Genomic DNA, 20,043 nt, shown 5'->3' on the forward strand with positions numbered 1-20,043 from the left:
CCCACTCAGCCCTTCTCCGCCGACTCCAGGGCACGCAGCAGCACGTCGTGCGCCTCGGAGAGGCGGCGGGCGATGTCTTCGAGTTGCTCGAGCGACGGGCCGTCGGCCGCGTCGGCGTCCTCGGGCAACTGGGCCACCAAGGATTCGATTTCCGCGCGAATCTCGTCAGGATCGATAGTCATTGCGCTCCTACGCTAATAGGGACCAGCGCTTGAGCGCATCGCGGGCCTGATCGTCACCGGCTTTTATTCCCACCTCGGCGGGCGCGTCCCAGACCGCGGCGGCCACCACGCGGACCACGGCCAGCTCGTCCGCGGGGTCCTCGTCGGTCGCATTGACGGTCAGCGTGTGGTCGTCGACGTCGACCCGCCAGCCCGCCTGCGGCCCCACCCTCAACAGCGAAGCATCCTCGTGCAGCGACCGCAGATCATGCCCGATATAGGTGGGCCGCTGTTCGGCCGGGGCGAATACGGCGTCGTGTGCGGAATTGACCCCGGTGAGCACCATCAGGCTGGGCAGACCCGCGGCGTTGGCGCCTTCGATGTCGGTGTCCAACCGGTCCCCGACCACCAGCGGCGCCCGGAAATCACCGCGGCCCACCGCGTCCTTCATCAACTGTGGCCCCGGCTTGCCCGCGACCTGAGGTTGCTCCCCGGTGGCGGTCCGCACCGCGGCCACCAGTGATCCGTTGCCGGGCAGCAGGCCCCGCTCGGTCGGCAGTGTCGGGTCGACGTTGGCGGCCACCCACAGCGCTCCCGCCCGAATGGCCAGGGCGGCCTCGGCCAAATCGGACCAGCCGACCTCCATCGACAGTCCCTGGACGACGGCGTCGGGTTCGTCGTCGAAGCGTCGGATCGGACGCAGACCGACGGCAGCGATCTCGTCGGCCAGCGCCTCGGTGCCCACCACCAGCACCTTCGCGTCCGGTTGCAGTTGCGCGGCCAGCAGGTGGGCCGCGCTCTGCGCGCTGGTCACCACGTCGTCGCTGTCGGCGGTGAACCCCAGCTCACGCAGGTGTGCGGCGACCTCGTCGGCGCTGCGCGAAGCATTGTTGGTGACGAACAGCTTCCGGCTGTCTATCGCATCCAGGGACTCGACGGCGCCCTCGGTGGCCCGATGCCCGCGAAAGACCGTTCCGTCGAGGTCGAGCAGCAAGCAATCGTATTGCTGCGCAATTGTTTTCGTGTCAGCCAAGTTCGTTGACCCGGTCTTCGGCATCGGTCACGCCTTCCACGTCGGCAGCGGCCGAGCGCAGGAACCACTGCAACGCCTCGTCCCCGCGTCCGAGCGCCAACAGTGTTTCGGCGTAGGCATAGAACAGCCGCGCGGCCGTCGAGCCGGTGCGGGCCGGATCCAGCGCCGGGGTGGACAACACCGTCAGGGCCTGTTCGAGCTGACCCAGGTCGGCCCGCGCCCCGGCCGCGACGATGCGCAACTCGTCGGCGTCGTCGCCGGTGAGCTGGGCCGCCTCGGGGCTGCGGGCCAGGTCAATGGCGCGCTGCGGTCGACCCAGACCGCGTTCGCAGTCGGCGATCAGCGCCAGCAGCGCGGACTTGCTGCCCATCCGGCGTGCGGCGCGGAATTCGGCCAGCGCCTGTCCCCAGTCGCCGCAGTGGTAGGCGGCGATCCCGACGGCCTCCCGGACCGCGGCGATCCGGCTGGCCCGAACGCGGGCGGCGCGCGCATGGCTCAGGGCGGCCTCGGGGTCCTCGTCGAGCAGGCCGCCGGCGGCGACCAAGTGGCGGGCGACCGTGTCCGCGGTGGTCCGGTCCAGAGTGCTCAGCTCCCGACGGACATCGGGCGCCAGTTGCCGGGCGTCGATGTCGTCGGGAATAGGCGGTCCGGCCGCGACGGTGTCGGCGGTCGCGTGCCGCGGTTGGGCAGGGCGGGCCCGGCCCGGCCCGGAGCGCCGGGGGGCGCCGGCCGATGGCGGTCGAGGTCGCCGCTCATTGCCTCCACGCCTGTCATCGACCACCCGCTAGAGGTTACGGGTAGGCCCATCAGGCTCACAAACAACGCCGTGGGTTAGGCCTGCAGTCGGTGCGGCAGCATCGGCGCTATCAAGGCGGGACAGTATGTGGCGATCGCCACAATGGTGAACGCTGCGGCCCGGTCTTGCGACATGCCGTTGAGCTCAGCGATTTCGGAGACGATCGTGTCGAAGTTGCCGCCCGGCTGGAACGCCCTCGGGCAGACCGAACGCCCCGTCGCAATAGCGGTCTCCGGCTGGCTGTAGGGGATGCCGGCATTGGTCAGGCCGTTGAGGAAGGCGTTCCCCAACATGTCCGCGTGTATCGGCGCCGCCACGCTGGCCGAAACACCGAACACGCCTGCGGCAAGCGCCAGCAGTCGGAAAGCGATCGCGGGTGCGGTCATCGTGACAACAGTGCTGAACGACTGTCACATACACGACACGATGAGGTAAAGCTTTGCACACTAAGGCGTGTCCTCCGATCGGTGGACGTCGCTCCTAGCCGAACGGGCGAACCGAATTTCCCCCGCCCACCAGCCGGAAATGGGATAGCTGAAGCGGCGGCCGGGCCGCAGAATTGGTTTCGTAGCAAGGAGATAACAACCCACATTCTCAGCGGGGTCTCATCGCCGCCCCCCTCCCCCCTCGCGGTGAGACCCCGCTGAATGCTACAGCCGTTCGACTCCCGCGACGTTCCGTTTTCCGCGGCGCAGCACCAACCAGCGGCCGTGTAGGAAATCCGTTGACTGTGGCGACCATTCGTCGCTCGTGATGCGAATGTTGTTGACGGACACGCCACCTTCACCGATGGTGCGTCGCGCGGCTTTCCGGCTCTCGGACAACCCGGTGGCCACCAACAGGTCGACAATCCCCTGCGGCTCACCGGGTTTGAGTTCGGCGACCGACGTTTCGCGCAGGGCCGCCGACAATGTCGCTTCGTCGAGACGGTCCAGCTCACCCTGCCCGAACAACGCCCGACTGGCGTGTTGGACGGCTTCGGTGGCCGTCTCGCCGTGCACCAGGACGGTCAGTTCGGTGGCCAGCCTGCGCTGGGCGGCGCGCTGTTGTGGCCGCTCGGCGGTGGCCTGTTCCAGCTCCGCGAGTTCGTCGGCCGATAAGAAGGTGAACCAGCGCAGGTAGCGGATCACGTCGGCATCGGCGGTGTTGACGAAGTACTGATACCAGGCGTACGGGCTGGTCATCTGCGGGTCCAGCCATAGGCTGCCGCCGCCGGTGGATTTGCCGAACTTCTTGCCGTCGGCGGACGTCACCAGCGGGAGGGTGAGTGCGTGCACAGCGGCGCCGAGCTTCTGGCGTACCAACCGGACTCCGGCGATGATGTTGCCCCACTGGTCCGACCCGCCGATCTGCAGCGAGCAGCCGTGCCGCCGATGCAGCTCGACGTAGTCGTTGGCCTGCAACAGCATGTAGCTGAATTCGGTGTAGGAGATGCCTTCGCCCTCCAGGCGGCGCCGGACGGTGTCGCGGTCCAGCATCACGTTCACCGAGAAATGCTTGCCGATGTCGCGCAGGAACTCGATGGCCGACATGCTGGCCGTCCACTCGAGATTGTTCTCGACGATCGCACCCGTCGGCGAGTTGTCGAAGTCCACGAAGCGCTCCAGCTGACCCCGGATGCGTTCGGTCCACTCCGCGACGGTGTCGGCCTCATGCAGGCTGCGCTCACCGACCTCGCGCGGGTCGCCGATCATCCCGGTGGCACCACCGGCCAGCACGATCGGCCGGTGACCGGCACGCTGAAAGCGTCGCAAGGCCAGCAGCGGCACCAGGTGCCCGGCGTGCAGGCTCGCCGCGGTCGGGTCGAAGCCGGCGTAGACGGTCAGCGGACCGCGCTGCGCCTCGGCGGCGAGCGCGTCGAGGTCGGTGGACTGCGCGATCAGCTCACGCCAGCCCAACTCGTCGAGGATCCCGTTTCCCATGACTGAGAGTCTCCCAGGATGTCCGCGCGGACGTGCGCCCCGGATGCCTGCCATTCGCTCAGGATGATTCCAGCGGGGCGTGCGTGGTCAACGGCCGCGGCCCGCGCTCGACGTGGCGCCGGGCCGTCGGTCGTGCAGTAATTTGCGGGACGACATGGACAATCGATTCTTTCCGCTGGTGGTCGTGGCGGTCATGCTGGCGCTCGGCCTCACGCTGACCGTTGACGATTTCCGGCGTGCCGCCAAGCTACGCCGCCCACTGGCGGTTGCCCTGGTGTGTCAGGCCGTCGTGCTGCCCGGACTGTGCTTGCTGATCGCCGAGGGCCTGAATCTGGAGCCGAATCTGGCGGTCGGGCTGATGCTGATGGCGGCTTGCCCCGGCGGGATGCTGGCCAACGTGCTCAGCCACCTGGTGAACGGCGACCTGGCCCTCAATCTCACGCTCACCGCCGTCAACGCCGTGCTGTCGATCTTCGCGATACCGGCGATCCTGGCGGCCTCGATGGCTTGGTTCCTCGGTGAAGGCCGGTTCATCCCGCTGCAGTTCGACAAGTTTTTCGGGGTGTTCGGGGTGGTGCTGATCCCCACCGCGATCGGGGTCGCGATCCGGCACCGCTTCGCGGATCTGGCGCGGCGGCTGCAGAATCCGGTCCGGGTCGTCGCTGCGGTCCTGTTGGTGGTCGCCCTGTTTGCCGGGGTGGCGGGCGGCCGGTCGACGTTGCTGCGCAACCTCGGTGTGCTCAGCCTGGCGATCGTGTCCTTCTGCGCGATCAGCCTGACGGTCGGCTATCTAGCGCCCCGTTGGATGCGGCTGGAGCCTCGCCAATCCATCGCGATCAGCTTGGAGATCGGTCTGCACAACGCCGTGGTGGCGGTCGGCATAGCGATGAGTCCGCAACTGCTCAACAACGCCGAAATGGCCACGCCGGCCGCCGTTTACGGTCTGATCGCGCCGTTCATCGCGCTGGCATTCGTGTTCGCCGTACGCCGCCTCGACCCCGGGTACCGGGCGGCGTCCCGGCAGCGGACCTAGTTGCTGGCGCCGGGCGCCGGCGCCCGTGGGCTGCGTCGATACGCCGACACCTCGGGCCGGCCCGCCAGCCACAGTCGCCAGGGCCGGTCCGCGGCCTGACTGACCCCCACCCGCGGACCCGCGGTCGCGGTCAGCGGCGCGCATAGCTGCACCGTCACCGCACTGGCGGGATCGAACACGTCGATCCCGTTGTCGTCCATCGTGATTCCCAGCGCCGAGCACAGGTTCCCCGGCCCGCGTCCTAGCGCCGCGTCCCGAGCCGCCGCACCGCGACGGCTTCGGGCGACGTCCAAGCCGTCCTCGATGACGCACGCCCGGAGCAAGACGGCCGCAGCCGTGCCGTCCGGGCCGCACGAGACGTTGGCGCAGATATGGATGCCGTGGCTGCGGTAGGTGTACAGCCGCCCGGGCGGCCCGAACATGACGGCGTTGCGGGCGCTGCGCCCCCGGTAGGAATGCGCCGCGGCATCCGGCCACGGACCGTCCGGCACGCCGCCGTACGCCTCGACCTCGACAATCACGGCGCGCACGCCCCTGCCGGTCAGGGCGGCACCGAGCAGCCGGCGCGCGGCGGCGAGCGGGTCGACCGACAGTTCCGTGGCCGGTCGGGATGCGCTCATCGGACTGATTGTGCCCGGCCTCTTGACAAGGCACGCCAACAGGTCGAGTATTCATCACATGATGACTTCATCACGTGATGAATTAGTGCGACGCATCACAGAACCGGCGGTGAGTATCGAGCATCTACGGGTGATCCGGGGTAAACGACCTGCGCTGCACGACTTCTCGGTGCGCATCGCGCCGGGCACGATCACCGGGCTGCTCGGACCGTCCGGCTGCGGCAAGAGCACGCTCATCCGCAGCATCGTCGGCACTCAGATCGTCGCGTCGGGCACGGTGACAGTGCTGGGCCATCCCGCCGGCTCGGCCGCATTGCGCCGCCGGGTGGGTTACGTGCCCCAGGACCCGACCATCTACGGCGACCTGCGGGTGATCGACAATGTCCGTTACTTCGCATCGCTGTATGGGTTCGAGGGCCACGCCGCCGACGAAGCCATCGAGCGGGTCGGGCTCACCGATCACCGGACCGCCGTCTGCGACAACCTCTCCGGCGGCCAACGCACCAGGGCGTCCCTGGCGTGTGCGCTGGTGTGCCAGCCCGACCTGCTGGTGCTGGACGAGCCCACCGTCGGCCTGGACCCGGTTCTGCGCGTTGAGCTTTGGCGACAATTCAGTGAACTGGCCGAGGGTGGAACCACATTGCTGGTGTCCAGCCATGTGATGGACGAAGCCGATCATTGCGCGGACCTGCTGCTGATGCGCGACGGCCACCTGGTGGCGCACACCACCCCGACCCAACTACGAGAGGAAACGTCATGCACGTCACTGGAGGAAGCGTTTCTGTCTGTCATCCGGCGCAGCACCGAGCCGCTGGCGGGTCCCAGAGCCGGCTGAGCCCGGTGCAGCAGCTGAAACCGTACGCGGCCACCACGACGCGCATCGTCCGCCAACTGGGTGCCGATCACCGCAGCGTCGCGATGATCCTGGTGGTGCCCGTCGTGGTGATCTCGTTGATGTACTTCATGTTTCAGGATGCCCCGCATCGACCGGGCGCCCCCACACCGTTCAACAACGCGTGCCTGATCCTGCTGGGCCTGTTCCCGTTGTTCGTGATGTTCATCATCACCTCGATCACCATGCAGCGCGAGCGTGCGTCGGGAACCTTGGAACGGATCCTGACCACGCCGCTGCGACGTCTCGACTTGCTGATGGCCTACGGGACCGCCTTCTCGGCTGCCGCGGTAGCGCAAGCTGTGGTGGCCTGCGCGGTCTCGTTCTGGCTGTTGGGTTTCACCACCGCGGGCAACCCAGCGTGGGTGTTCGTGATCGCCATCTCCAACGCCATCCTCGGTGTCGGACTAGGGCTGCTGTTCAGCGCGTTCGCCCGCACCGAGTTTCAGGCGGTGCAGTTCATCCCTTTGGTGATGGTGCCGCAGCTGCTGCTGGCCGGCGTGCTCGTGCCGCGGTCGGCGATGCCGGACTGGCTGCAATGGATCAGCAACGTCCTGCCGGCCAGCTATGCACTTGAGGCTTTGCAGCAGGTCGGTGCGCATTCGGGTCTGACGGCGACTACCGTGCGTGACATGTCTGTCGTGTTGGGATTTGCCGTCGCGTCCATGTGTCTTGCCGCCGCGACGCTGCGGCGCAGGACGCCTTGATGGTGGCCGAAACCACGAAGCGCAAACGCCCGGGACGGCCCGCCGGAAACTCCGATACCCGCGAGAGGATACTGGTCAGCGCGCGAGAACTGTTTGCGCGCAACGGGATTGATCGGACGTCGATCCGTGCGGTGGCCAAGGCCGCGGGAGTGGACGCGGCGCTGGTGCACCACTACTACGGCACGAAACAGGAACTGTTCGCTGCCGCGATCCGCCTCCCGATCGACCCGATGATCGTGATCGCGCAACTGCGGGAGATCCCCGTCGAGGACCTCGGCTATCGGCTGCCGTCGCTGTTGCTGCCGCTGTGGGATTCCGAGTTGGGTGCTGGACTGATCGCGACGCTGCGGTCGTTGATCGCGGGCGACGAGGTGAGCCTGGCGCGCTCGTTTTTGCAGGAGGTGATCAGCGCGGAAGTGGGTTCGCGCGTTGACAATCCGGCGGGGACGGGCATGATCCGCACTCAGTTCGTCGCCTCCCAGTTGATGGGGGTGGTGATGGCGCGCTACATCGTCAAGATCGAGCCGTTTGCCTCACTGCCTACCGACCAGATCGCGCGCACCATCGCGCCGAATCTGCAGCGCTACCTCACCGGGGAACTGCCGGACGGTCTTACGCCGTGAACCGGTTGTGCTCCTCGTCGCCGACGTCGCGGGCCTCGTCGACCAACAGGACCGGGATGCCGTCGTCGATGCGGTAGGCGCGCCGCAGCCTCGGGTTGTACAGCTCGCGGCCGTCGTCGACCAGTAGCAGCGGCCCCCGGTCGGCGGGGCAGACCAGAATTTCGAGCAGGGCGTCGTCGATCATTCGTCAAGCATCCTTGGTCGCTTTCTTGCCGCTCAGCTGGGTGCGGGCCGCGGGCGTCAGCTTGCGGAATTCCTTGCCGGCGGCGTCGAAATACCAGGCCTGCCGTCCGGACTTCGGTACCCCGGCCGCCCGTAGCGCGCTGACCGTTGGACGGAAGGTCGCGCTCAGCGTCAGCTCCGGCACGACGTGCACGATGTCGGGGCCGAGCCCCACCGGCATGGCGGCCATCGCTTCGGTCAGGTCGGCGGCGGTGACGCTGGCACCGGGGCGCAGCGTCACGGCCGATATCGCCAGCTGCCGGTCCCCGACCGACACCCCGTAGGTCACCGCGAGATCGACCGCGCCGACGCAGCCCAGCGCGTCGACGACGAGCTCGGCGTACACCATGCCGCGTGCGGTGCGGATCACCGCTCCGCGCCGGCCGGCCAGCCAGAAGTCACCGTCCGCGTCGCGGTAGAACAGGTACTCGGTGGAGATCCAGGTGTCGGCGGGGGCGAACACACCGCGCTTGACCGATGCGGTCGGGTCGATCGGGCCGCGGGACTGGGCCAGCAGCACGCCGATCTGATTGGTCTCGGCAACCTGCACGAACCCGTCGTCGTCCTCCAGGATCAGGTCGTGCTCGGCGTCGTAGGCGCCGAGTTCGACGCGGCCGGCGCCCGGCAGCGGACGCCCCTTGGACCCGACCTTGGTGGCGGACACGTTGGCCAGCACGGCTTGTCCGTCCGTGGTGGCGAAGAATTCGACGACGTGGGCGGGGGCGAACGCGTCTTCCACCCGCTCCCACAACCCGGTCGGCATACCGGAACCGATGAACAACCGCACCGGGTGGTTGCCGTGCAACGCGAAGTCCGGGTCGTCGACCACGTCGCGGAGCATTGCCCAGGTGTAGGACACCACTGTCACGCCGTACTGGCGCACCTCGGCGACGAACCGATCCGGACGCAGGCCCCGCGAGAGCGCGATGCGGGTGCCGCCGACGACCGCCCCGCCCAGGCTGACCAGCAGTGCCGACTCATGGTGCAGCGGCGTCAGGCAGTACACGGTGTCCCTGCGGTCCAGCGCGGCCGTGGACGCCGTGCCGAACGCGGACAGCGCCCACCGGAAGTTGGTGATCTGTTTGGCCACCAATTCGCCGCCGGCCGTATTGAACGCGATGAACGCCAGGTCCCGCGCGAACCCCGGATTAGGCCGGTACCAGGCGGGCAGCTGCACTGCGTCGGGATCGATCTGTTCCATGTCGATGACGTCCGCGTCGTCAGGCAGATGCAGATCGCGGGTCTCCCCGCCGCCCAGCACCAGGATCTGGCCCGGCAACTGTCGGGCGACCTCGAGGTTGGCCGGGTCGGTCAGGATTTCACTGACCCCGCCCAGCCGGACCTGGGCGGCCAAATCGGCGTCGTGGCGCATCAATACGGCCACGCCACCGAGCCGGGACAGGGCTGCGATGGCCACCAGCGCGCTGGGCCGGGTCTCCATCAGCAGGCCCACCCGATCGCCCTGGCGTACCCCGACCTCGATCAGTCCGCGGACCACGTTGTTGATCCGGCGGTTGACGGCCTCGTAGGTGTGCACGCGGCCGTCGAACAACAGGAACTCACCCTGCGGTGCATCACGCGCCTGCTCATCGATGATGCGGCCCAATGAAATTCGGGTGTGGTCGTTGAGTTGTCCGAGCCGCGCCAGCCGCGGCAGCGTCCGGACGGTTTCGACGGCCAGGGTGCGCACCGATTTGTTGGCTGCGACGACGGCGTCGGCCGCACCGCGGGCGATGGCCAGGGCGGCCTCGGAGACCTCACCGATCCCGTGCGCGACACGCGAACTGAACGCCACACCGCTGTCGGTGTGTTCGGCCGGCTGCTCGACCATGACATTGATACTGGCCGGTTTGTCGCCGCCGCTGGAGATCCACCGCACCCACTGAGCGACCGTGGGCCAGCTCTGTTGAGCGGCCTTGGATCCGACGACGAGGCCGAAATGCCCTGTGCGGATGAGGCATTCGTAGACATCGGTATTGGGCGCCGCACGCCGGATGCCGCGCACCGAGGCCGGCTGCCCGATGTCGTCCACCTCGCCGACGAACGCCAGGATGGGGCAGGTGATGTCGGTGAGCGTCACCAGCTGCCCGTTGATGGCGAAACCGCCGGTCATCATCCGGTTGTGGGCGATGAACTGCTTGAGCAGTTCGGAGATGGCCGGGCCGGACCAGGCGATCCAGCCTTCGCGCTCGAGGAACCTGCGCTGCTGCTCGCGGGGCAACAGCGCCTCGCGGTCGTGCAGCTGACGCACGAAATCGACGCGGGCCTTCGCGGTCTTGAGCGGATCCATCATCTGAAAACCGGTGCGCGCCATCCAACTTGGGATGTTGAGCCGATTGAAAACATGGTCGGCCATGAAGTTGGCGGCGTCGGCGCCGAAGTTGGCCGGGATGCCCATCGGCAAAGCGGCCAGCGTGTCCACCGGCGAACCGAACGCCACGATGCTGGCGAGGTTCTTCGAGCGCCGGTAGGCGGCGACCTGGTAGCTCCACATGCCGCCCTGGGAATAGCCGACCAGGTGCACGTCCTGCCCGGTGGTGTCCTTGACGGTGTCGATGGCCTGGCTCAATGCGACGATGTGATCGGCCAGGTTGCGGCGCATGCCGCCCTCGACTTTGTCGGGTGAGCCGAAATCGATCACCCAGCAGTCCAGTCCGCTCGCGTGCAGGATGCCCACGGCGCCGTCCTCACGCGTGACGTCCCACATGTCCGCCGACATCATCATGGGATGCACCATCAGCACCGGGGGGCCCACCGGTGCCTGCCCGGGCCGGTTGTCGGGCGGGAAGTAGCGCCGAAGCTTGTACATCGGCACGCTTTCCACGATCTGCGACGGCGACGGCACGCTCCCGGTTTCCAGTCCCCCCAGTCGCAGGACCTCGAGTCCATTCTGAGCGGTGGCCACCAGTCGCCCGACCGGTCGCGTGACCATCGACAAATTGAGATCCACCACGGCTCCTCAACGCTCCCTCAGTTGGGCCTTGACCAGCGTGGCAATCATGGCACATCCGCCCCAGCGGGTGGTCTGGGTCACAATTTTCCCACGTGCAGCGCCGACGGTCTCAGGCTTCAGTAGGCCTCAATCATCGATGTGCGTCGGCGGGTCATTGAATGCGAAACCCCAAGGGTGCAGGTCAGGACCCATCGTGTCGCAGCGTCGGTCGGGTGCTCGATACGTCGGGCCGGTGCTCGGCGTGTCGAACACCACGCAACGTTGCCAGGTCCCGTCCGGTTCCACCGGACCATCGCAACGGCTGATGGTCGCGAGTCCCCCATAAATGCAACCGGCACCGGCCGGCGGAGCCGCGGCGATCAGTCCTGCGGTCGTCAGCATGGCGACCAATCCTCCGGAGATGCAGCGCTTCATGGTCGTCTCCCATCACGCGGCCACGTCGCCGCAGAATGACGCTACCGCTCAGGTAGCCGGCCTTGGCTGGGTTTGCGGCAGAATTCCGTACGTTTGGCCTGTTGTCAGGGACTTTCGGCGGGGTCGGTGGGCCAGGTGCCCGGCAGCATGGGTGTTTGCGGGCTGCCGCCGAAGTCGTCGCCGGCCACGGTCGCCAATCCCGCCGCCGACGCCGTGTGCCGCCGCGCGGTACCGGTGAATCCCTGGGCGCCCGCGCGCTGATTCGACGCGGCCGGCGCATCGATGTCGGGGTCCAAATCCATGTATTCGTAGCCGCGGCCGGGCTGTACGACCTTCGCCCGCCGCCGTTTCGGTGAGCCGGCCGGCTCCTGCGGTGTCGCCGCGGGTGCGGGCTCCGCTGCCGTGTCGGGTTCGGGCGCCTTCTTGCGCGCGCCGCTGCCGGTGGCCCGGCGGGCGTCTGCGCTCAGGCCCCCCACCATGTAGCCGAGGTTTTCCATCCCTAATCCGAGCCCCAATCCGAGGCCCGTTCCGGTCGTCGGCGGCGGTGCGGTGGCCGGCGGAGGTGGCGCGTCCACGGTGGCCGACGGCGTCGTCGCCTCGACCGGTGGTTGCGGCGACGACGGTGACGTCGGAACGCTGGGAGCCAGCGCGGCCAATGGCGGTGTCGCCGGTGTGACGGGCGGTGGCGGTGGCGGCACCGCTACCAAGGCCGCCAGACCCTTGATGCCGAGCGGCCCCAGCACCGCGCCCGCCGTCAGCGGTACCAATGGCGCGGTCAGCATCGGCACCAGGACGGTGATCAGCACCAGTGTCTGCTCGAGCAGCGTCTTGAGCAGCGCGATGGTATCGGTGATCACCGTGCCGATGATTTCCACCGTGACGAACAACAAGGTGAAGCTGATCGTCGCCGGATTCCCCGACGCGAAGGCCGCCGTCAGATCCAGTGCGACGAACGAGAACATCTGCGACAGCAACAGGACGTAGGTGCCGATATCCATCGGATAGCCAAGGGCGAACGCGATGTTGAACGGACTGAAGTAGGTCAATGGGTTACCCAGGATGACCAGGTAAGGGTCGAATCCGGAGAACAGGGCCTGGAAAAAGGGCAGCTCGGAAAGCCAGGTGATGAACGGCTGGATGATCTCGTCGTAGAAGTCGACGAACCCGATGTCCTGCAGCCACTGCATGAACTCGTTCTGCCGGTCGGGCGGCAGCGGGGTGGCTTCGGCGGTACCGACCTGTTGCGCATCGGCTTTCGCGATTTGCGGCGCCGCGATGTTTGCCGGCACCGCCGCCAACGCCGCGGAAGCGAGCTGCTGATACGTGCTCATGACGGTGGCGGCCTGAATCCACATCCGCACGTAGTCGGCTTCGTTGAGGGCGATCGGGATCGTGTTGATGCCGAAGAAATTCGTCGCCGTCAGCGCGGCGTGCGTGGCGTGGTTGGCGGCCAGTTCAAGCAGGGTGGGCATGGCGGCCAGCGCGGTCGTGTAGGCGGTCGCGGCAGCGTCGTGTTGCGCGGCCACGGCAGCGCTGTCCGCACCGGCCTGCGTCAGCCAGGCCAGATACGGCGCGTGCGCGGCAACGTATGCCTGCGCCGTCGGGCCTGCCCAGGCGCCGGCGTCGACCGACGCCAACAGGGCGGTGAGTTCTTGGGCCGCCTCGGCGTATTCGGTGGCCAACGCGTTCCAGGCCGCTGCGGCGGTCAGCAGCGGTCCCGGTCCCGGGCCGCTGCTCAGCAGCGCTGAATGCACCTCTGGCGGTGCGGCCATCCAAATGGGGGCGGTCAACTGGTGGCCACGATGTGGACCACCCGATCAAAGGGTGACATTGACGTCGATCAGCTCTCTCGGGGTACACCGCCCCGGGTCGCAGGATGCGATGACGCGAGTGTCCTGGCTCTCGGATCGCCGTTCGCCTCGCCTTCCAGCTTTCGCCGTGGCTATTGAGGGTCGCTCCCCGATGACAGTGGCGGGACCGCGCCGGATTTGCACCGGCTTCCTGCATCGTCATTGCCTTACGGCTGACATTGTTGCACTTTGCCGGGTCCGGCGGTAAGTGGTTCGCTCAGTGCGATCGGTAGCGTCAGTCCGGTGGCACACCTGCTCGGCGCCGAGGCGATACACCTGGCATATCCGACCGGGGTGGTATTCGAGTCGGTCACCCTGGGCGTCAACGAGGGCGCGCGCATCGGCATCGTCGGCCGCAACGGGGACGGCAAGTCCAGCCTGCTGGGCGTTCTCACCGGCCGGCTGCGGCCGGACTCGGGTCGGGTGACCCGGCGCAGCGGCCTGCAGGTAAGCGCGCTGAGCCAGGCCGACAACCTCGATCCCAGCCATACGGTGGGCTGGACGCTGGTCGGTGACCAACCCGAACATCAGTGGGCGGGCGATGCCCGGGTGCGCGATGTGGTCGACGGGCTGGTTTCCGATATCGACTGGCACGCAACGGTTTCCACGTTGAGTGGGGGCCAGCGTCGACGGGTGCAGCTGGCGCGGTTGCTGATCGGCGAGTGGGATGTGATCGCGCTCGATGAACCCACCAACCATCTCGACATCGAAGGCATCACCTGGCTGGCCGGCCACTTGAAGCAGCGTTGGGCGCGCAACAGCGGCGGCTTGTTGCTGGTGACTCACGATCGCTGGTTCCTTGACGAGGTGGCCGACACCACGTGGGAAGTGCACGACGGCATCGTCGAGCCATTCGAAGGCGGGTACGCCGCCTATGTGCTGCAGCGGGTCGAGCGGGACCGGCAAGCGGCTGCCAGCGAGGCGAAGCGTCAGAACCTGATGCGCAAGGAACTGGCCTGGCTGCGCCGGGGCGCCCCGGCGCGCACGTCCAAGCCGAAGTTCCGGATCGAGGCCGCCAATCAGCTGATCGCCGATGTTCCGCCGCTGCGTAACACCGTGGAACTGGCCAAGCTGGCCACCGCCCGGCTGGGCAAGGACGTCATCGATCTGCTCGACGTCTCCGTCTCGTTCGAGGGGCGACAGGTGCTACGCGACGTCGAGTGGCGCATCGCGCCGGGTGAGCGCACCGGCATCGTCGGGGCCAACGGCGCCGGCAAGTCCACCCTGCTGGGGCTGATCGCCGGCACCGTCGAGCCCGACAGCGGACGCGTCAAGCGCGGCAAGACCGTGCGCCTGGCGGTGCTGGATCAGCAGGGGGACGAACTGACCGCGCTGGCCGATGAACGCATCGCCGACGTGCTCGGGCGGCTGCAGCGGGGCTATGAGGTCGAGGGGCGTGAGGTCACCCCGGCGCAGCTGCTGGAGCGGCTCGGGTTTGCCCGCGGGCAGCTCTCCGCCCGCGTCGGTGAGCTCTCCGGTGGTCAGCGCAGGCGGTTGCAGCTCATGCTCACGCTGTTGTCCGAACCCAACGTGCTGCTGCTCGACGAGCCCACCAATGACGTCGACACCGACATGCTGACCGCGACCGAGGACCTGCTCGACTCGTGGGCGGGCACCCTGATCGTCGTGTCCCACGACCGTTACCTGCTCGAGCGCGTCACCGATCAGCAGTACGCCATTCTGGACGGCCGGTTGCGACATCTGCCCGGCGGCGTCGACGAGTACCTGCAGCTATCCAGCCGCTCCAACTCGGTTGCACCGCAAGCGGTCTCGCGGCCAGCGGCGAAGTCGGGAGCGCAGCGCCGGGCCGCCGAAAAAGAGCTCGCCGCCCTCGACCGGCAGCTGGCCCGCCTGGCGGAGCGGATCGCAGCCAAGCACACCGAACTCGCCGAGCACGATCAGTCCGACCACGTCGGCATCACCCGCTTGACAGGTGAATTACGGTCCCTCGAAGACGAGGTCGCGGTGACGGAGGGCCGCTGGCTGGACCTGTCGGAGGAGTTGGAATGAAGCCGGTGACCTACCCGCCCGGGGAAGCGCTGCTCGCCGCGTACCGCCGGCGTGGCCCGGTGATCAATGCCGGCATCGGCCGGCACGGCTTCGCCTATCTGCTGGGCGCCGAGGCGAACAAGTTCGTGTTCGCCAACGCGGACGCCTTCAGCTGGCGGGGGACGTTCGACACCCTGGCCCCCGTCGACGGTCCCACCGCGCTCATCGTCAGCGATGGCGAGGACCACCGCCGACGGCGCAGCGTGGTGGCTCCCGGGTTGCGGCACCGGCAGATTCAGGAATACGTGCAGACCATGGTGGACACCGTCGACGCGATGATCGACGGCTGGCGGGTCGGGCAACGTCTGGATCTGTATCAGCAGTTCCGGTCGGCGGTGCGACGTAGTACGGCCGAGAGCCTGTTCGGTTCCCGGATGGCCGCGCATTCGGACTTTCTCGGTGAGCAGTTGCAACCGCTGCTGGATCTGACCCACCGCCCGCCACAAGTGATGCGGATGCAGCGGCGGTTGAACTCCCCCGGCTGGCGCCGCGCGATGGATGCCCGCAAGCGAATCGACGATCTGATGGACGCCGAGATCGCCGACGCCCGCGCCCGGCCCCGCCCGGACGACCACATGCTGACGGTGCTGCTCAGCGGTCGCTCCGACGAGGGTCAGATACTGCAAGACAACGAGATTCGCGACCAGATCGTTTCGATGATCACCGCCGGTTTCGAAACCACCAGCGGCGCGCTGGCCTGGGCTGCGTATACGTTGCTGACGCTGCCCGGCGCCTGGGACGCCGCCGCCGAGGAGGTGGATCGCGTGCTGGCTGACCGGGCGCCGACGGCCGGGGATATTGCGAAGCTGACTTACCTCAACGGCGTTGTGCACGAAACGCTTCGGTTGTATCCGCCGGGCGTCATCTCGGGGCGCCGGGTGATGCGTGATCTGTCGTTCGACGGGCACCGGATCCGCGCGGGACGGATGATCGTGTTCAGCGCCTACGTGACACACCGGATACCCGAATTATGGCCGCAGCCAACCGAATTCCTGCCATCGCGGTGGGATCCGACGGCACCGGGCTACCGCAAGCCGGCACCGCACGAGTTCATTCCGTTCAGCGGTGGGCTGCACCGGTGCATCGGGTCCGTGATGGCGACCACCGAGATGACGGTGATGCTGGCCCGGCTGGTCGCCAGGACTCGGCTGCGGTTGCCGCAGCAACGGATTCGCGCCGCGAATTTCGCCGCGCTGAGCCCCCGCCCCGGTTTGGTGGTCCAGGTGGATTGCGCGAGCAGACGCTAAAGCACCCAAAATCGGTGATTTTGGGGCGCTTTAGCGTCTGCTCGCGCCCCTTACTTAGCGCCCTTACTCAGCGCCAGCGCAGCAGCACCAATTCGGCGCAGAATCCCGGGCCCATCGCCAGCATCAACCCCGGGCTGCCGCTGGGCGGGCGCTTTTCGATCGTGTCCCGCAGGATGTGCAGCACCGACGACGACGACAGGTTCCCGATCTCGCCCAGGGAGCGCCAGGTCAGCTCCAGCGCCTCCGGCGGCAGTTCCAGGCTGTCGGTGATCGCGTTGATCACCTTGGGGCCGCCGGGGTGACTCACCCACGCACCGATGTCGTCCCTGGTGAGTTCGTGGGAGGCGAGGAATCCGTCCACATCGGCGGGCAGATACTGCTCGATCAGGTCGGTCAGCTCGGGCGCGAGACGCAACTGCAGGCCGTGGGATCCGACGTCCCAGCCCATGATGTGCAACGAATCGGGGTAAAGCCGACTCCGGGAGTCGATGATCTCCGGGCCCGCCGCGCGCAGTTGTTCGGCGCGCCGGTCGCCCACGGCTACCACTGCGGCGGCGCCGTCACCAAACAGGGCCGTGCCGACCAGACCCGACACGGTCGGCTTGACCGCCGGGTAAGTCAACGAGCACAGCTCGACGGAGATCAGTACGGCGACGTCGTCGGGCGCGCCGCGCAGGTAGTCATGCAACCGGGCCACACCCGCCGCGCCGGCGACACATCCGAGGCCGAACAGCGGCATCCGCCGCACATCCGGGCGTAGCCCCAGGCGCCCGGCGATGCGGGCGTCCAGCGAGGGCACCGCAACCCCGGTGACCGTCGTGGTGGCGATCATGTCGATGTCCTGCGGCTGCAGACCTGCCTCGTCGAGCGCACCCAGCAGCGCCTCGATGCCGAGTTCGACGGCCTTGTCGATGAAGATCTCGTTGGCGTCGCCGAAGTCGGTGAGTGTCGGATACTGCTCCAGCGGCAGGGCGAAATGGCGATTGTTCACCTTGGCGGCCGCGTGCAGGCGTCGCACGATTTCTTCGTGCTCCTTGAGCCCGGGGAACTCGACGAACAGGTCGGTGATCTCACTCTGACGGTAGCGATGTGGTGGCAACGCACCGAAAACACCCGCGACGACGCTCATGACCCTGCCTTCTCAGTTGCTGCTGGCCCGTCCGCCCCGCACAGACACTCCCCAAAAGGGGAGTTTAATCGGCGGTCGACGGTCCCGCAAAAAATCCCGCTATTCAACACTCGTCTTATTTGCCGGGCTAAGCATCACCAAAAAAGTTTTAAGGAACCAGAATTCAGTTTTCTGTGTCTGTCCTTTCGGCGCTGTCGAGCGCCATCGCGATCAACGCCTCCGGGCTCAGGGTGTCGATCGCGTCCTCTGCCAAAAATGGCGTTGAGCTGGCATCTTGTGGCTGACCTGCAAGCAGCAACAGTTTGTCGAGCAAGCCGGCCCGGCGCAGTTCGCCAATGGGAATGTGGCTCAGCAACCGCCGTATTTCTTCCTCGCCGGATTCACCCGGGGGCTCATCGTAAAGTTGCCGGCCCAGGTGTTCGGCTAACTTCGCCGGAGTGGGATAGTCGAAGATGAGGGTCCGCGAAAGTGGTAAGCCGGTTGCTGCTATCAGGCGGTTGCGCAATTCCACGCCGGTCATCGACTCGAATCCCAGGTCCTGGAACGGGCGCTGCGGGTCGACGTCATGGCCGCCGCCATGGCCCAGGACGATCGCCGCGTGCTGGCGAACCAACTCGACCAGCTGCCGCTCCCGTTCCTTGGGTTCGGCTCGCCGCAGGCGCTCGGGCAGCGCCACGGCGTCATGCTCTGAGCTGGGCTGCGGGGTGGCGCCCACCCAGAAGCGGCGACGGTCGAATCCGTACGTCGGCAGTTCCACCGGCTGGGTGGGAAGACCATCGAACGCGCCGCGCCAGTCGACGGCTACTCCGGCGGTGAACATCCCGGCAACCGCGTCGAGGAGGGATTCCACTTCCGGACGGTCCCGGCTCAACGGCGCGACGGAGGTGGTCAGGCCGGCGGCCGGACCCAGCTCTACAAACACGTTGGCGCTGAGTGATTCAGCGACGTCGAGGCAGTCCGCGAACCGTACCGGCTTGCGGACATGGTCGGTCCAGTACTCGGCGGAACCGTACCCAGGGCCCGCGACTTGTCCAGTGACATTCGACAGCAACGGGATTCGCGGCGGACCGGTCGAGATGCCGGTTAGTGATCGGGAAAACTCGGCCAGCATCGGCTCCATCAGTGCCGAATGGAACGCGTGCGAAACCGCCAAACGATGCACCCGTCGACCGCGAGCCACCAACCGATCGGCGACGGCGGCTACGGCGGCGCCGGGCCCCGAAACCACTACCGCGTCAGGCCCATTGACCGCCGCGATGGCCGCTCCGTCCGCCAGCAGCGGTGCCACCTCGTCCTCAGCAGCCGACACCGCGACCATCACTCCCCCGGCCGGCAGTGCGGCCATCAACGCCCCCCGTACCGCCACCAACCGTGCGGCGTCACGCAACGTCAGCACCCCAGCCACGTGTGCGGCCGCGATCTCCCCTACCGAATGGCCCAGCACGACCTCGGCCACCACACCCCACGACCCGAGCAGCGCCGCCAGGGCCACCTCCACGGCGAACAATGCCGGTTGGGCGAATTCCGTACTTTCCAGCAGCGCCGCGTCCCGACCCCATATCACCTCACGGATCGGCAACCGCAGGTGCCGGTCCAGTTCTGCGGCCACATCGTCGAACGCCCGCGCGAAGACCGAAAATCGTTCGTACAGATGCTGTCCCATGCCCAGGTACTGTGAACCCTGTCCCGGAAAGACAAGGGCGACTCTGCCCACCCGCGCGCCGGGTTCGGCGACAGTCAGTTCGCGCAGACGCTCAAGCAGCTCGACCCGACCGGTGCCCACCACCACTGCCCGATGCGGGAACGTCGTCCTCGTCGTCGCCAGGGACCACCCGACGTTGACCGCACCCAAATCGCTGTCCTCGCTGACCCAGGCGACTAATCGCTCGACCTGATTCCGCAGCGCCGTGGTGGAACGGGCCGACAGTACCCACGGCACCGGTACGCGGCTATCCGACGCGGGCACTGCCGCTTTCGGTGCGCGGTCCAGGATCAGGTGCGTGTTGGTTCCGCCCATGCCGAATGACGAAACTCCCGCCCGCCGCAAATAGTTGGGCCAAGTGGTCTGGGTGGTATTGACCTGTAACCCCAGGCGCGGCAGATCGGTGCCGGGCGGCGCCGCAGCGTAGTTGAGACTGGCCGGCAGCAAACCCTTTTCGATCGCCAACACCGTTTTGATCAGGCCTGCGACTCCGGCGGCCGCGCCGGTGTGGCCGATGTTGGTCTTGACCGACCCGATCCGTACCGGCTCGCTTCGCCGCTCACCGAAGATCTCCCCCAGCGCTTTGGCCTCGGTCGGATCGCCGATCGCCGTGCCGGTGCCGTGGGCTTCGACATAGGCGATGTCCTCACTGGCCAGACCCGCACTGCCCAGCGCACGCCGAATGACGTC

At 67.4% G+C, this 20,043-nt stretch carries 18 protein-coding genes and 1 riboswitch; of the genes, 6 read left to right on the plus strand and 12 right to left on the minus strand.

Translation table 11 applies throughout. The features are described from left to right. Nucleotides 1-5 precede the first annotated feature (5 nt). The 5 genes from A9X01_RS29675 to tyrS all read right to left on the minus strand — a co-directional run bounded on the left by A9X01_RS29675 (nt 6) and on the right by tyrS (nt 3,912). Nucleotides 6-182 (minus strand): hypothetical protein, encoded by a 177-nt coding sequence (locus tag A9X01_RS29675; RefSeq protein ID WP_099051115.1) that lies wholly within the window; start codon nt 180-182, stop codon nt 6-8. A 7-nt stretch (nt 183-189) separates the two neighbouring features. Further along, nucleotides 190-1,218, minus strand: a complete 1,029-nt coding sequence (locus A9X01_RS04710; protein WP_065119534.1) for an HAD-IIA family hydrolase — start codon at nt 1,216-1,218, stop codon at nt 190-192. Then, the gene (locus A9X01_RS04715; protein WP_081282203.1) at nt 1,187-1,975 is read right to left on the minus strand and encodes a tetratricopeptide repeat protein; all 789 of its coding nucleotides are present in this window, start codon (nt 1,973-1,975) and stop codon (nt 1,187-1,189) included. Before A9X01_RS04715 ends, A9X01_RS04710 begins: the two co-directional genes overlap by 32 nt. Nucleotides 1,976-2,025: 50 nt before the next feature. After that, the gene (locus A9X01_RS04720) at nt 2,026-2,376 is read right to left on the minus strand and encodes a DUF732 domain-containing protein (protein WP_065119535.1); all 351 of its coding nucleotides are present in this window, start codon (nt 2,374-2,376) and stop codon (nt 2,026-2,028) included. A 264-nt stretch (nt 2,377-2,640) separates the two neighbouring features. Next, nucleotides 2,641-3,912 (minus strand): tyrosine--tRNA ligase, encoded by a 1,272-nt coding sequence (gene tyrS, locus A9X01_RS04725; protein WP_065119537.1) that lies wholly within the window; start codon nt 3,910-3,912, stop codon nt 2,641-2,643. 154 nt (nt 3,913-4,066) lie between these two features. Here tyrS and A9X01_RS04730 point away from each other — a divergent pair, with 154 nt between their 5' ends. Next, the gene (locus A9X01_RS04730) at nt 4,067-4,945 is read left to right on the plus strand and encodes a bile acid:sodium symporter family protein (protein WP_065119539.1); all 879 of its coding nucleotides are present in this window, start codon (nt 4,067-4,069) and stop codon (nt 4,943-4,945) included. Here the strand turns inward: A9X01_RS04730 and A9X01_RS04735 are convergent. Further along, on the minus strand, nt 4,942-5,565 hold the full coding sequence (locus tag A9X01_RS04735) for a DNA-3-methyladenine glycosylase (protein ID WP_065119541.1): 624 nt from the start codon (nt 5,563-5,565) through the stop codon (nt 4,942-4,944). The genes A9X01_RS04730 and A9X01_RS04735 overlap by 4 nt on opposite strands. A 58-nt stretch (nt 5,566-5,623) precedes the next feature. Between A9X01_RS04735 and A9X01_RS04740 the strand changes: the two genes are divergently transcribed. From A9X01_RS04740 to A9X01_RS04750, 3 genes are read left to right on the plus strand one after another with little or no spacing between them, the layout of a single operon-like run. Further along, complete coding sequence (locus A9X01_RS04740) at nt 5,624-6,400, plus strand: ABC transporter ATP-binding protein (protein WP_065119543.1); 777 nt, start codon at nt 5,624-5,626, stop codon at nt 6,398-6,400. Between the two features lie 14 nt (nt 6,401-6,414). Further along, nucleotides 6,415-7,164, plus strand: coding sequence for an ABC transporter permease (locus tag A9X01_RS04745; RefSeq protein ID WP_253848927.1), 750 nt, complete (start codon nt 6,415-6,417; stop codon nt 7,162-7,164). After that, nucleotides 7,164-7,787, plus strand: a complete 624-nt coding sequence (locus A9X01_RS04750; RefSeq protein WP_065119562.1) for a TetR/AcrR family transcriptional regulator — start codon at nt 7,164-7,166, stop codon at nt 7,785-7,787. The genes A9X01_RS04745 and A9X01_RS04750 overlap by 1 nt, the downstream gene beginning before the upstream one ends. Here the strand turns inward: A9X01_RS04750 and A9X01_RS04755 are convergent. The 4 genes from A9X01_RS04755 to A9X01_RS04770 all read right to left on the minus strand — a co-directional run bounded on the left by A9X01_RS04755 (nt 7,777) and on the right by A9X01_RS04770 (nt 13,166). Continuing rightward, complete coding sequence (locus tag A9X01_RS04755; RefSeq protein WP_065119545.1) at nt 7,777-7,971, minus strand: Trm112 family protein; 195 nt, start codon at nt 7,969-7,971, stop codon at nt 7,777-7,779. The genes A9X01_RS04750 and A9X01_RS04755 overlap by 11 nt on opposite strands. A gap of 3 nt (nt 7,972-7,974) precedes the next feature. Next, nucleotides 7,975-10,962, minus strand: coding sequence for an acyl-CoA synthetase (locus tag A9X01_RS04760; RefSeq protein WP_155771930.1), 2,988 nt, complete (start codon nt 10,960-10,962; stop codon nt 7,975-7,977). A 126-nt stretch (nt 10,963-11,088) separates the two neighbouring features. Then, nucleotides 11,089-11,376 carry a CDGP domain-containing protein gene (locus tag A9X01_RS04765; protein WP_065119547.1) on the minus strand — a complete coding sequence of 96 codons (288 nt, stop codon included), beginning with the start codon at nt 11,374-11,376 and terminating at the stop codon, nt 11,089-11,091. 104 nt (nt 11,377-11,480) lie between these two features. Next, nucleotides 11,481-13,166: a PPE family protein gene (locus A9X01_RS04770; RefSeq protein ID WP_065119548.1), complete on the minus strand. Its 1,686-nt coding sequence runs from the start codon at nt 13,164-13,166 to the stop codon at nt 11,481-11,483. A gap of 78 nt (nt 13,167-13,244) precedes the next feature. Then, nucleotides 13,245-13,423, minus strand: a riboswitch (cobalamin riboswitch). 46 nt (nt 13,424-13,469) lie between these two features. Here A9X01_RS04770 and A9X01_RS04775 point away from each other — a divergent pair. Together A9X01_RS04775 and A9X01_RS04780 are read left to right on the plus strand one after the other, a co-directional pair. Further along, nucleotides 13,470-15,236 (plus strand): ABC-F family ATP-binding cassette domain-containing protein, encoded by a 1,767-nt coding sequence (locus A9X01_RS04775; protein WP_065119563.1) that lies wholly within the window; start codon nt 13,470-13,472, stop codon nt 15,234-15,236. 5 nt (nt 15,237-15,241) lie between these two features. Next, a complete protein-coding gene (locus A9X01_RS04780; protein ID WP_155771932.1) occupies nt 15,242-16,522 on the plus strand; it encodes a cytochrome P450 in 1,281 nt (426 codons plus the stop codon). Between the two features lie 67 nt (nt 16,523-16,589). On the opposite strand, the gene A9X01_RS04785 is transcribed toward A9X01_RS04780, so the two are convergent. Further along, nucleotides 16,590-17,651, minus strand: coding sequence for a type III polyketide synthase (locus A9X01_RS04785; RefSeq protein WP_065119550.1), 1,062 nt, complete (start codon nt 17,649-17,651; stop codon nt 16,590-16,592). A 163-nt stretch (nt 17,652-17,814) separates the two neighbouring features. Next, on the minus strand, nt 17,815-20,043 hold a 2,229-nt coding region (locus A9X01_RS04790), incomplete at its 5' end, for a type I polyketide synthase (protein WP_065119551.1).

Origin of the sequence: Mycobacterium asiaticum, from assembly GCF_001668675.1 — a bacterium.
Taxonomy (GTDB): domain Bacteria; phylum Actinomycetota; class Actinomycetes; order Mycobacteriales; family Mycobacteriaceae; genus Mycobacterium; species Mycobacterium asiaticum_D.

Bases quoted from the DNA above. Each gene is read 5' to 3' on its own strand.
- A9X01_RS04710 (WP_065119534.1), bottom strand. From the start codon at position 1,218: ATGCCGAAGACCGGGTCAACGAACTTGGCTGACACGAAAACAATTGCG.
- A9X01_RS04735 (WP_065119541.1), bottom strand. From the start codon at position 5,565: ATGAGCGCATCCCGACCGGCCACGGAACTGTCGGTCGACCCGCTCGCC.
- A9X01_RS29675 (WP_099051115.1), bottom strand. From the start codon at position 182: ATGACTATCGATCCTGACGAGATTCGCGCGGAAATCGAATCCTTGGTG.
- A9X01_RS04785 (WP_065119550.1), bottom strand. From the start codon at position 17,651: ATGAGCGTCGTCGCGGGTGTTTTCGGTGCGTTGCCACCACATCGCTAC.
- A9X01_RS04765 (WP_065119547.1), bottom strand. From the start codon at position 11,376: ATGAAGCGCTGCATCTCCGGAGGATTGGTCGCCATGCTGACGACCGCA.
- A9X01_RS04730 (WP_065119539.1), top strand. From the start codon at position 4,067: ATGGACAATCGATTCTTTCCGCTGGTGGTCGTGGCGGTCATGCTGGCG.
- A9X01_RS04755 (WP_065119545.1), bottom strand. From the start codon at position 7,971: ATGATCGACGACGCCCTGCTCGAAATTCTGGTCTGCCCCGCCGACCGG.
- A9X01_RS04720 (WP_065119535.1), bottom strand. From the start codon at position 2,376: ATGACCGCACCCGCGATCGCTTTCCGACTGCTGGCGCTTGCCGCAGGC.
- A9X01_RS04750 (WP_065119562.1), top strand. From the start codon at position 7,164: ATGGTGGCCGAAACCACGAAGCGCAAACGCCCGGGACGGCCCGCCGGA.
- A9X01_RS04740 (WP_065119543.1), top strand. From the start codon at position 5,624: ATGATGACTTCATCACGTGATGAATTAGTGCGACGCATCACAGAACCG.
- tyrS (WP_065119537.1), bottom strand. From the start codon at position 3,912: ATGGGAAACGGGATCCTCGACGAGTTGGGCTGGCGTGAGCTGATCGCG.